11 protein-coding genes are annotated in these 12,631 nt (G+C 39.1%); 2 read left to right on the top strand and 9 right to left on the bottom strand.

Features of this window, described 5'->3' with window-relative positions; all coding sequences use genetic code 11:
* Positions 1 to 66: 66 nt before the first annotated feature.
* The 5 genes from rpmG to IEV52_RS07650 form a co-directional block, all read right to left on the bottom strand.
* Positions 67 to 216: a 50S ribosomal protein L33 gene (rpmG, locus tag IEV52_RS07670; RefSeq protein WP_066242361.1), complete on the bottom strand. Its 150-nt coding sequence runs from the start codon at positions 214 to 216 to the stop codon at positions 67 to 69.
* Between the two features lie 100 nt (positions 217 to 316).
* Entirely contained in the window at positions 317 to 2,299 is a 1,983-nt protein-coding gene (locus IEV52_RS07665) for a glycoside hydrolase family 15 protein (protein ID WP_188401867.1), read from the bottom strand.
* Positions 2,300 to 2,302: 3 nt separating this feature from the next.
* Positions 2,303 to 4,714: a sugar phosphate nucleotidyltransferase gene (locus tag IEV52_RS07660; protein ID WP_188401866.1), complete on the bottom strand. Its 2,412-nt coding sequence runs from the start codon at positions 4,712 to 4,714 to the stop codon at positions 2,303 to 2,305.
* On the bottom strand, positions 4,714 to 7,512 hold the full coding sequence (locus tag IEV52_RS07655) for a 1,4-alpha-glucan branching protein domain-containing protein (protein WP_188401865.1): 2,799 nt from the start codon (positions 7,510 to 7,512) through the stop codon (positions 4,714 to 4,716). Before IEV52_RS07655 ends, IEV52_RS07660 begins: the two co-directional genes overlap by 1 nt.
* A gap of 11 nt (positions 7,513 to 7,523) precedes the next feature.
* A complete protein-coding gene (locus tag IEV52_RS07650) occupies positions 7,524 to 8,168 on the bottom strand; it encodes a DUF4912 domain-containing protein (RefSeq protein ID WP_188401864.1) in 645 nt (214 codons plus the stop codon).
* 376 nt (positions 8,169 to 8,544) lie between these two features.
* Between IEV52_RS07650 and IEV52_RS07645 the strand changes: the two genes are divergently transcribed.
* Together IEV52_RS07645 and IEV52_RS07640 are read left to right on the top strand one after the other, a co-directional pair.
* The gene (locus IEV52_RS07645) at positions 8,545 to 8,736 is read left to right on the top strand and encodes a hypothetical protein (protein ID WP_188401863.1); all 192 of its coding nucleotides are present in this window, start codon (positions 8,545 to 8,547) and stop codon (positions 8,734 to 8,736) included.
* A 19-nt stretch (positions 8,737 to 8,755) separates the two neighbouring features.
* Positions 8,756 to 9,226 (top strand): hypothetical protein, encoded by a 471-nt coding sequence (locus IEV52_RS07640; RefSeq protein WP_188401862.1) that lies wholly within the window; start codon positions 8,756 to 8,758, stop codon positions 9,224 to 9,226.
* A 45-nt stretch (positions 9,227 to 9,271) separates the two neighbouring features.
* Here IEV52_RS07640 and phoU read toward each other — a convergent pair whose 3' ends face one another.
* The 4 genes from phoU to pstC are packed head-to-tail and all read right to left on the bottom strand — an operon-like array spanning position 9,272 to position 12,624.
* Entirely contained in the window at positions 9,272 to 9,931 is a 660-nt protein-coding gene (phoU, locus tag IEV52_RS07635; protein ID WP_188401861.1) for a phosphate signaling complex protein PhoU, read from the bottom strand.
* 24 nt (positions 9,932 to 9,955) lie between these two features.
* Complete coding sequence (gene pstB / locus IEV52_RS07630; RefSeq protein ID WP_229754243.1) at positions 9,956 to 10,741, bottom strand: phosphate ABC transporter ATP-binding protein PstB; 786 nt, start codon at positions 10,739 to 10,741, stop codon at positions 9,956 to 9,958.
* A gap of 48 nt (positions 10,742 to 10,789) precedes the next feature.
* Positions 10,790 to 11,668: a phosphate ABC transporter permease PstA gene (gene pstA / locus IEV52_RS07625; protein ID WP_188401859.1), complete on the bottom strand. Its 879-nt coding sequence runs from the start codon at positions 11,666 to 11,668 to the stop codon at positions 10,790 to 10,792.
* Positions 11,668 to 12,624 carry a phosphate ABC transporter permease subunit PstC gene (pstC, locus tag IEV52_RS07620; RefSeq protein ID WP_373869402.1) on the bottom strand — a complete coding sequence of 319 codons (957 nt, stop codon included), beginning with the start codon at positions 12,622 to 12,624 and terminating at the stop codon, positions 11,668 to 11,670. The genes pstA and pstC overlap by 1 nt, the downstream gene beginning before the upstream one ends.
* Positions 12,625 to 12,631: the final 7 nt, after the last annotated feature.

Raw genomic sequence — 12,631 nt, 5'->3', positions numbered from 1 at the left:
AATACAGATATGAAAAAACGCCTGATTCCTCATTATGCAATGGGATTCAGGCGTTTCTACGTGAAATTACTTCGTTTCACGGTGAACTGTGTATTTCTTTAAACGCGGGCTGTATTTTTTAAGCTCTAAGCGGTCTGGATTCGTACGCTTGTTTTTAGTAGTGATGTAGTTACGATCACCAGTTTCAGTACAAGCTAAAGTAATGTTTACACGCATTGTTGTTTCCCTCCACATCTTTACCAAAGTACATAATCATGGTTACTAACAGTCATTATTCTCTATTAAACCATACCATAACATGATAACAAATTCTTTTCTAACGAGCAAGTGAGTTTTGTGAAAGTTTCTCGAAGACGCTCGTGTATTCTTTTAACACATCTACATAAGTGGCATGTGACCATGTTAATGGCGCAACAGACAACGCATCTCCTGTAAAGGGATGAAGCTGTTCAGGCAGAACTCCTGTTGAAAAGCTATGCTGTTGCACCCAACGTAAAATTTCATGGGGTCTTTCTAAATCTTCTATAGTCTTCGCACACTGGATGTGCCATTTCGCGAGCCAAAGTGTACAGATCAGCCATGGATTTCCTGGTGCTCTAGTCACATCATGTGTTTGCTGGAAGTAATAATCGTTCGTATACCTTGCAATCCCACCCACGCCTGATTTAATACTTAATTCCTCATTCATCTGATTCATGGTCCGGATGACACGTTCATCATCTGCAGGATATACGCCAAAAGCAAATAGCGCATACATACTGGATTCCATTGTGAAATCCTTCTTGTAAGCATTGTTATCCAGTAAATATATCCCTCTTAGGAACCTTCCTGCATCTTCATCATATAAATGTTTCTCCATACCTACTTTAAGTCGGTCTGCCCCTTTTTTGTACCGTTCTGCTCGGTCATCTTCCCCAAAAAGAGTAGCAAATGAATGAGCAGCCATTAGACCGCCGTATACACTGCTGGCTGTAAAGGTAAAGATTCCTCTTCTTTCTTCCCATAGGTCATACGATGGCAAAGGAAGGTCAAGCTCATCATGCATATATTGGAGCAAAAATCTCGCACTTGGCCTAACAAGTGACCGGTAAAGCGACTGTGCGAATTCAATATCCCCTGTCTCTTTGTAATGTTCCCAGAACGCCCATAAAACTAAGGCCGTTTCATCCTCTTGAATTGGCAGCTGACTTGAACCATCTTTACTCGTCATAGGGTGCCATGATGAGCCAATAGAACCATCGGGATTATACTTGTGGTGTAGATAGCCTTCTTTTGTTAAAACATCTGCGCAACGACGATAAAAGTTTTTGACCATACCATGAAATCCAGCCTTAGCAACTGCAGCAGCGATAAGTGCACCATCTCTCGGCCACATATAGCTATAATGATCACGGTTGTAGTGCTGGATGTCAGAATCATTAGCCGCAATAATATAGCCGTTCTCATTTGTCTGCGTACGTATGATGAGCAAACTGCGATTATACAAAGCCAATAGTTCATCAGAGAGATTACATGGATTGATCATAGTTTTATTAACCCAACGCCGCCAGTACACATCAATTTTATCCAGTGTCAGTGAAGGTCCGATCTCCATCAGATAGTCATGAAGTGAAAATACCTCTTCTCTGCTTTTTCCAACGGTCAGAGAATAATAAGCATCTCCCTTTCCGTGCGGCGGTACACTACCTTCAACAGAAAAGGTACTGTCGACTGAACCTTGTGCGATCGGGTTCACATGAAGATGACCATCTTCAGCATCCCTCCATGTTCCTTCAGCACTTAAGAATCGTTTTACCCCTGTTGTATACTGGTCGATGCCCTTGTCATCAAACGAAGCTGAGAATAAAAAGTAGCGGTTCTTCTTGTAATGAATGATCACTGATTTATGCGGATCAAAATAGGCTGTATCTCCCACCTCAGTCTCATAAATCGATAGATCTTGATGAAAAAACAGCTTAATCTTCTTTTCTTCATCAGTTTCATTCATAACACTGATTCTGCGCATAAACATGTTCTCACGTTGATGAACGGCATCTTCAACCTTAAGAGTGATACCTTGTTTTTTATTTTTAGCATATGAAAGAGTAACAAGCGAATCATCGTGATAACCAGGCTCAATATCCCACTCTTTTGAAGAAAGCCAAGAAAAGGAGCCATTAATACTGGCTCCTAGTCGGTTAACATGTCCCTGGACATGGTTTTGCTGACCCACGTAAGGAAAATAGATGTCCCTGATCTGCAAATGTTCGTCTAAGTTGATTAAAAGCTTTCCGTTCCCTAAAACTAAATGTCTCGGCATACTTTACACCCGCTGATATAACTGGATTTTTTCTATATATTGAGATGCTGCTTGTTTCGCTTGTTCAGGGTCTGTGTTCTGGGAATATACAGTAAATACGGGCTGTTCTACATCTGGCAATATCAACGTCCAGCCACCCTCGGGATGAAAGACTTTGATGCCGTCAAGCAGCTCCACGTTATTATCACGTATATCTTCCATCAATCTCCGCATAACTCTCCCCTTCTTATCTTTTGGACAAGGTACATATTCTCTTAACATATGCACATCAGGAAGCATTTTTACGAGTTCAGAAAGTTTGATCTGCTGAATGGCCATGATTTCCAGAATGTGAACAAAAGCATATTGTGCATCGTATTGGTAATTGAGCACCCCTTCTCCTACTTCCATTATGGATCTTGGATTGGCTTTTGTACGGATTAGCTTTCCTTTAAGACGCTCTGCGATGGAGTCCAGTTCAGATGATCCGTATACCGGAATGGCCATCTCTTTTTGTTTACCTTGAGAAAATGCAGTAAATACATAAAGGGCAAGCATCGTTTCTTCGTCTAGCACCTCGCCCGTTTCTGTAATAAGACGCAACGTTTCTCCAGCCTCACCTATAAGAACACCGATATTAGCATTAGTCACTCTTACAAAGGATGCCATCTCTTCTGGTTTCGTTTGATAAGGAGCTGTTAAGATCTCACAATCCAAACGGTTATAAAGGGTCGGAATAAAATTCAAATATGGCTGGTGATTGTAATTGACGACTACACGGAACTTAGCTTCTTGAATTCTTTTTTCCTGTATTTCTTCTAAAAGAGCAGAAATATAATCCTCATGTTTATTTGTTTGGACAGCACCTTTTCCGATGCGGTCAAACGAAGCACGCCTGTAATCTTCCTGCCAATAAGCATTTTCTATCTTTCTCTCTAAATCTGAATGAATCGGCAGGCCTTTATTGTCATAAAATTCGATCATAAGCTGCTTTTCTCCAGTAGGATTGGAGAATCTGACATAAACTCCGCCTTCCAAGCGTTCTTCTTCGATTGAGAATCGTACAACCGGAGCAACAGTCGGACTTATATCAAGTGTATGAACACCTGATGAATGGAGACCTTGGATAAAAGATTGTTTGATCATAACTGAAAAGTCATGCGAATCACTAGCAATTAAGATCTGTGACCCATATGGAAGTACAGCCCCATAGGCAGAAGCAAGGCGGGCGATGTAATCTGGAGTAATCTCCACGTTCGCGATCCCAGAGACTCCTCTAGATCCAAATAAAGACTTTGTTGCTTTTTTGCCCCATACAATCGATGTATGAACGAGTGCTTCTTCAAAAATTTCTTTCTCTGGCCAGATCTTAACATCTGGTTTAAGCGTTGCATTCCTTCCGATCGTGCAGTGGTTACCGACAACCGCATGTTCAAAGACAGAAGCATCTTTTTCTACCTTTGTTCCATTTGCAATCGTAGCTCCTCTTAATTCACATTGATCGCCTACGAAAACATCATTCCAAAGCACAGTCTTCTTTAAAGAACTGCCGGAGCTGACAACACTGTTTTTTCCCACAACAGAAAGCTTACCAATGTGAGCCCCTCTTCTGATAACAGCCCCATCTGCAATACTTACTGGCGCCTCAATCTTTGCCCCTTCTTCAATAAATACGTTATCACCAAGCCAAACACCTGGTTCATGTTCTTTACCAGCAAACGGGAGATCAACAAGTCCATTGAGCATATCATAATGAGATTGTCGATATTGCTGCAGACTTCCAATATCAGACCAATATCCTTCTGCTTGATACCCAAACAGATTCTTATCTTCCTTCATTAATAAAGGAAACAGGTCCTTACTAAAATCTACCGGGACATCTTTTTCTATATAATTGAATACTTCCGGCTCTAACACATAAATTCCTGTGTTTACAGTATCACTGAAAACTTCATTCCAGCTTGGCTTTTCAAGAAAACGAATAATCTTTCCATCATGATTTGTCATGATCACGCCATATTCCAGGGGAGAATCTACTTGTTTCATAAAGATGGTCGCCAATGATTCTTTTTCTTCATGAAAATGGATTCCTTTAGCAAGATCAAAGTCGGTTAGAGCATCTCCACTGATAACGATAAAACGTTCATCTAAAAATTCTTCTGCGTTTTTAATGGAACCTGCTGTTCCTAATGGAGAATCTTCTACAAAATAATGAAGGTTTACACCAAAAGCTCGACCGTCACCAAAATAATTTTTGATCGCATCCGGAAGATAATGGACCGTGACAGCGATATCTGTAATGCCAAATTTCTTTAAAAGCTCAATCCCGTATTCCATTACAGGTTTATGAAGCATTGGTACCATAGGTTTTGGCATATTGCATGTAAGAGGTCTTAAGCGTGTCCCTTTTCCGCCTGCCATAATTACACCCTTCATTACACGATTCCCCCCACTTTTGATGTTTTGTTTTTATGAATATTCACGTATAGTTCTGCTGTTTTTTCTGCTATCGAATCCCAGCTAAAAACTGTTTTTGCTATTTTTTCTCCGTTCTGTGCAATCTCTTTACAACGTTCTCGATTGGAAAGTATATATTCAACCGCCCATACAATGCTGTTTGGATCGTTTGGATAAACTTTTAAACCCGTTTGTTCATGATCAATAATCTCTCTTAAACCGCCTGTATCGGAGACGATGGTGAGCTTTCCGGCAGCCATTCCTTCTAAAGCGACAATACCAAATGGCTCATAATGACTTGGGAAAAGAGCTGCATCTGCTTTAGCAAACCATTCATTTCTTTCTTCGTCACTTACGAATCCAGCGAGGTGAACGAATTGTTCTAGTCCTTTTTGTCTAACCTTTTCATTTAGCTCTTCGAATAAAGGGCCCTTTCCGGCGATAACAAATTTCACTCGTGTTCCCTTTTTCCTTAGTATCTCTGCAGCCTCGACTATCGTCTGGAACCCCTTTTCTTTTACAAGCCTACCTACTGAAAAAAGCAGCAAATCATTGTTATATTCATCATGTTGCAGTGTGACATTGGATTGATAAGCAATCTGATCAGGGTCAATTCCGTTTGGGAGGATCGTTATTTTTTCTTCTGGTATTTGAAAAACGTTTATCAGTTCCGTTCTCATGTATTTGCTGCAAACGATCAGACGATCAGAACCATCCATGAGTTCCCATTCTTTTTGATTTATTTCATATTGAAGTGGAGAAGTAATACCGTTATTTCTGCCATGTTCTGTCGCATGAATAGTCGTTAATAAAGGTATTCCAAGTTCTTTCTTAATAGCTAGAGCCGAAACTGAGACAAGCCAATCATGGGCATGGATGCAATCGAAATCAAATTTTTTAGCAAGTGATATTGCATGTTCTGCCATTGCGATATTCAAACTCCCAGTCCAATGGAAGAAAGATTCAAAATTTGGCTGTTTGCCTGCAACTCTGTATACATGAACACCATTGTTCACTTCATGTTCGGGATATCCGTCAACAGAAGAAGTAATAACATATACTTCAGAACCTTGTTCAACTAATTTACGTGACAGATCATAGACGTGTCTTGCCAGACCACCAACAACCATTGGCGGAAACTCCCATGAAAGCATCAATATTTTTTTCCTATGATCTTTTTTAGTTTGATAATTGGATTCCACATACTGATCATGAGGATTTTGGAAAAAGTGCCACAGGTCTGTCATAAGAAACGGATATTCATTTTCATAATCAGAAATCTCATCAGGGTGATAGGTCTCGTTATATATCGACTCATTTAGTGTATGGAATCTTTCAATATGCTGTTGGAACCGCTCTTTTGCATATTGTGCTGCACTGTTCCCTTCAACAATAAATGCCCAGTCTGAACTGGCAGCTAACATCCATTCTCTTACCATCTGGTTTGCATAACGTTCCACGATGATATTCCCTTTTGCTTTTGAAAGATGAGCCGCAAGCTGAACTAATTTTCTTTCACAATGGTGCAGGTGCCGATACATCCAGGCATTACTTTCATTCAGCCATACTTCACCTGTCTGATTTCTGCCCCATGTTGAAAAACACGGTCTAACGGTATCAAGATCTCGATAATGTCTGTGTAAGAATTCTTGAGGTGTAATCCAGTTAATGTTTTGTTCTAGTGAAACTTCCATCGTTTTAAGTAAGAATTCTGGTCCTTCAAACCACCAATGGCCGAAAAGTTCTGCGTCAAATGGTGCAGTTACGAGTTGAGGTGGATAAGATTGTTTATTGGTATGTAAATATTCTTTAATACGATGACTAAAATCGTCAGAATGCAGCTGAAGTTTATTAATAGCCCACTCTCTTTTGTACCAATCTTTGTTTTCAGTTTCACCAGTAATGCGCCAATACTTTAAGCCAGTGTCTATCCGTATCCCTTCTGGATGGATAAAGCTCTTAATATATTCAAAGTCTCGTTCGTATGCGACATCACGGTAGAATTCCCGGTAGTCGTAATCACCTGGATAACCAACAGAAGAGTTCCAGATGGTCTCTGAAATACATTGATTTCTAGAAAATAAAGCCACACCATGGGGTGAATAAACAGGAGCTCCGATTCCTTTACTCGGTACAGGTTTACTTCTAAGCAAGGTTTCTTCATCCACAAATGTATAACGTATACCAGCTTCAGCTAGTATCTTATCTACTCCAGGTGAATACGCACATTCAGGAAGCCAAAATCCAGTGGGCTTCTCACCAAAATATTTTTCAAATGTTTGAACACCTGAAATAATTTGGGCTCTTAAGGCTTGCTCTGTTTGAATGTATGGAAGGAAGGCATGTGTAGCAGATGAAGTAATGCAGTCTACCTTCCCTTGATCCATATAACCTTTGTATGCTTTAATTATCTGGCAATCATGTTCTTGATAGGTTTGCATGATTTTTTTGAAGCGTTCTTCGTAGAATTGGATAACTGTTTGCTCATCGGGTTCAGCCGAATGTTTTTTCTCTTTTTGAATGAGTTTTAACGTAAGATCCAGATGTTCTAAATACCGCTTCTGAATGACAGGATCATTTAATAGTTCAAGTAATGGGGGGGAAAATGATAAGGTCCAAGATAAGGATTCAGGCTGTTCGTCGAGTACCCATAATAACGGGATATATGTCTCAGTAAGTGCCTCAAATACCCATCTTTCCTCTAAACGATTTGCTTCATTATGCCTCACATAAGGAAGGTGAGCGTGCAAAACTAATGAAAAATACCCGTTAGACATCGTTTACTCTCCTATCTGATTTTTTGATAGTAGGAATAGGTTGAAAAATTCTCAAGCCACTCAGGCTCTTTAACATCCTCATGTTTCCATCTCTCAATCTTTTCATCGTGAAAACTGCTATACGGATCAGGACTGGTTTCAGCTGGATTAGATCGAAGTAGTGTAAAGAAACTTCCATCAAAAGTACGGGTTCCAATATCGGCAATGAAAGTTCTGCCTGGTTCTAATGATTGAAGAAACCAATTATTTGTCATTGGAGGGAGATCAATTTCAAACGTTCTGTGGGCATTATGTCCATAGAAATGAATATCTGTTACATCATATATTTTAAGAACAACAGGAAGTTCCCCCCATTCTGTCCGAAAATGCTGTTCAGCCATCTGCATTATCGATTCAGAGAAGCTCCAATATACGTACAAACTATCAGGCGTTCGAGGCATCAGGCATACGTTGGCTTCTGCATATTCATATGGCATCGACCATTTATCCTGTTGCACCTCTTTAGGAGGAGGAGTAAGTTCAGGCTTAGATGGTGTTTGCTGCTGGCGGTATTTATTCCAGCGGTATTGAACCTTTCCTAAAGACATGTTCATTCTTTGTGCGATCTCCTGTAATGTAAGGCCTTTTTCTTTTAGCTTCACAATATCTTCGATCAAGTTCATCACCTCATCTTAATCAATTATTCTGGTAAACTTGTTTGTATTCCTAATATTTTTAATAATCGTATCATTGGATATTTTTATGTACAATGTGTCAAAAAAGTCGAAAAATGACGCTTCCTTATCCCGCTTAAGATTTCCGTAAATGTAAAGTTTTTGTAACCGGTTGCTTAGTCAGATAATTCTGTCAAATAGACAAAAGAGGACATAAACCGCCCTTGTTTCCTTAAACCTCACACCTATGAAATTGACGGCGAGGGAGAAAATAGTCGAAATGTAGTATTTTGTGTAAACTTTTGCGAAAAAACCTATACCCAAGCTGAATACTATGTTATAAAAGTAAAGTGTATAGCTTTATTTTGGGGAGGATATTATGGAGTTTGCTATTTTCGGATTGTTACTTGTAGGTGTTATTCTTTTGATTCTTTCCTTTCGTAAAAATCGTGAAAACTCAGTGGAAACACAACTAGAAAATTTCACGATTCAACTAATGAAAGAAATCTACCAAATAAAAAAGAAGTTAAAAGTTCTTGAAGACGAAATGATGATTAACGATAAGAACTAAATTTGTGAGGGGTATGGGTATGACAAGCAAAAACCTTCGCGGATTTTCAGCAGGTATTATTCTTTCAACTGGTATTTTGGCTGGTATTTATTATACAGCAGATACAGATACCGAATCAGTTTTAACAGATGAATCGGTATCACAATATCTTTCTGAAAAAGGCGAATTAGCAATTTCAAAAGAGGAGTATAATACACTAAAAACTCAAACTGCAGCCGTTCCAGCAACAGCAACAGAAAAACCAAAAACTGAACCTGTCAAAGAAAAGGAAGAAGAAAAAGTATTTCAAATGACTTTGACGATCACACAAGGAATGAGTACTGGTGAAGTTTGTGACCTCTTAAAAAAAGGAAATATTATTAAGGACAGCGGTGAATTCTTGAAGTTTTTACGCTCGAACAACTTAGAAGGAGCAGTTAGAGCAGAATCTCACCAAGTGAACAGCAAGATGAGCTTTGAAGAAATCGCCGAAGAAATTACAAGTTCATAATGAATACATAAAAAGAGCAAGCGCTAAATCGCGCTTGCTCTCTTTTTAATCATTCAAACCGTATCTTTTACCTTTTACTAAGAAGATAATGCTTTCTGCAATATTCGTTGCATGGTCAGCTGTACGCTCAATATAACGGCATACAAACAGCAACTGGCTGATCTGAGAAAGATGTTCAGGATTTTGAGTCATAAGTTCTAGAAGTTCTTTAATAATCTTTCCATATGTTTCATCGACGTAGTCGTCAAGATCTGCTAATTCTTTTGCCAGGGCAACATCTTCATCAATATAGGCTTTTGTTGCTGTCGTAAGCATTTTTATAGCATGGTATGCCATATTAGGGAGTTCTTCGAGTGGTTTAATAAGTTCTTGCTTACCGATTCGAATAGTAGACTTTGCAATGTTCACAGCAAAATCAGCCATTCTTTCAATATCAGATGAAATCTTAATCGCTGCAATAATTCTTCGCAAATCAGAAGCAACAGGTGCTTGTTTTGCAATTAAAAGAATGGCCATATCGTTAATTTCATCTTCTAATACATTAATACGGTTATCATTTTCAATGATTTGTAAAGCTTTATCCAGGTCTTGATTCTTTAACGCATCTACAGAAAGCTCTAGTGCTTCCTCAGTAAGCTTAGAAATCTGAACAATTGCCTGTTTCATCTCTTCTAATTGAAGCTGAAAATTTTCACGAACAACCATTTATCTCACTCCTATTCCCTTTTATTAACCAAATCGTCCTGTAATATAATCTTCCGTGCGCTTATCAGAAGGGTTAGAGAACAACGTGCTTGTATCTGTGTATTCAACAACTTCTCCATTTAGGAAAAACGCAGTACGGTCAGAGATACGTGCAGCTTGCTGCATGTTATGTGTAACGATAACAATGCTGTAATCCTTCTTTAATTCCTGAACAAGCTCTTCAACCTTTAACGTAGAAATAGGATCTAATGCTGATGTTGGTTCATCCATGAGGATAACATCTGGTTCGATCGCAAGACATCTTGCAATACATAAACGCTGCTGTTGCCCACCAGATAAACCATAAGCATTCTCGTTCAGACGGTCTTTGACTTCATCCCAAATCGCTGCGCCTCTTAAGCTTTTTTCAACCACTTCATCTAACACTTTTTTGTTCTTGATGCCATGAATACGTGGTCCATAAGCTACATTATCATATATGGATTTAGGAAATGGATTCGGCTTTTGAAACACCATACCTACCTGAGTGCGAAGTTCTTCAACACCGTATTTTGGATCAAATATATTTTTGTCTCTATAGACAATTTCCCCGGACATACGAACGATTGGAACCATTTCAACCATTCGGTTTAACGTTTTGATAAATGTTGATTTACCGCACCCAGAGGGTCCGATAATGGCAGTAACCTGTTTTTCTGGAATATCAAATTTAATATCCTTTAGGGCATGATCCTGACCATACCAAAGGTTCAAGTTATTTATATTAAAAACAGGTGTGAACTCCTGATTTTTTTTATCCTTTTGTACCATTTGCTTATTAATTGTAATATCCATGTTTTATTGTCCTCCTTCTCTCTGTTAGAAACGCTTGTGAAATTTGTTACGGATCAATACCGCGATTGAATTCATGATCAGCAAGATGATCAAAAGAATGATAATTCCACTAGCAGCAAGCATATGGAAATCTTCTTGCGGTCTGCTGGTCCAGTTATAAAGCTGTATCGGAAGCACAGTAAATTGTGATAATAGATTTTCTGGCACAAACGCAACATATGCCAATGCTCCAAGTACTAATAACGGAGCTGTTTCTCCTACTGCACGTGATAAAGCTAAGATGGTCCCTGTTAAGATACCAGGCAGTGCGGCAGGAAATACAATTCTTCTAATCGTTTGCCACTTTGTTGCACCCATTCCAAATGAAGCTTCTCGAATTTCCCTTGGAACAGTTCTGATCGCTTCTTGGGAAGCAACTACAATGACGGGAAGAATTAATAGACTCATCGTTAGTCCCCCAGCTAGTACACTAGAACCAAGTCCAGCTAAACGGACAAAAATCGTTAGTCCCAGTAATCCAAACACGATAGAAGGAACACCTGCTAAGTTTGAAATGTTTACTTGAACAAATTTTGTAAAAGCATTTTTCTTTGCATATTCTTCTAAATAGATTGCTGTTCCAACGCCAAGGATAAATGAAACAGGTGCTGTTACAGCCATGATCCAGATCGTACCGAGTAATGCCGCCCAGATTCCTGCACGTTCAGGCATTCTTGATGCAAAGTTTGTAATAAAATCAAAGCTTAAATATGGCAGCCCTTGTGACAGGATCCTGTAAATAAGAACACCCAATACTAGAAGAGAAAAGCCAGTTGCAAGGATGAATAAAAATTTTGCTAATCCGTTCGCGGCTATTCGGCTTCCCATTCTCTTTTTAACAGACTCTTTATTAATTAAACCCATTAATATTCCTCCCTAAACTTGCGGGAAATAAATTGAGCAAGTAAATTCATGATTAACGTAAATAGAAACAGCGTCATACCCACTGCATAGATACTATAGTAGATTGTGGTCCCAAAACCGGTATCTCCTTGGCTGACTTGTACGATGTAGGCTGTCATCGTTTGGATCGATTCAGTCACATTTATATCAGCGGTAGGTCTTGAACCACCAGCAATAGTAACAATCATCGTTTCACCGATCGCTCTTGAAATTCCTAGTACGAATGAAGCAATTACACCTGAAAGGGCTGCAGGCAATACCACTTTAATCGCAACTTCAAAACGTGTTGCACCTAAAGCCATAGCGCCTTCTCTCATAGAGTTCGGTACAGCATTCATAGCATCTTCTGATAATGACGCAATCATCGGTATGATCATAATACCAACAACAATTCCTGGACTTAATGCATTAAAGATAGAAATTCCACCAGGGATTATTTTATCTAATAATGGTGTAACAAACGTGAGTGCAAAGAACCCGTATACGATGGTAGGGACTCCAGCCAACACTTCTAGGATTGGCTTTATAACTTTTCTTGTTTTAGCAGAAGCATACTCACTTAAATATATAGCTGCAGCAAGACCAACGGGAATTGCGACAACCATGGCAATGGCTGTAACAGTTAATGTCCCCATTACAAGCGCGAGGATCCCGTAATCTGCGTTTTCGTCAGAAGTAAATGGAAACCATCGAGTGTTCGTGATAAATTCTACAATTGAAACCCGGCTAAAAAATGTAAAAGTTTCTGTTAATAATGTAAAAACAATACCTAACGTTGTAAAAATAGAAATAATAGCACAAATTAAAAAGATTTTCGGAACTACCTTTTCCATTACCGCCGATTGACTTCTTGAAGATTTTTTCTCCTGAATCATAGAGCGGATAGATTTTTGGTTTGATTTATCTCTTGACACCAACAAGACC

It is taken from the genome of Fictibacillus barbaricus (assembly GCF_014635025.1).
In the GTDB taxonomy this organism is placed as follows: Bacteria; Bacillota; Bacilli; order Bacillales; family Fictibacillaceae; genus Fictibacillus; species Fictibacillus barbaricus.
Note: the sequence above shows the minus strand (reverse complement) of the source record. Positions and strands in the feature narration are given on the sequence as shown.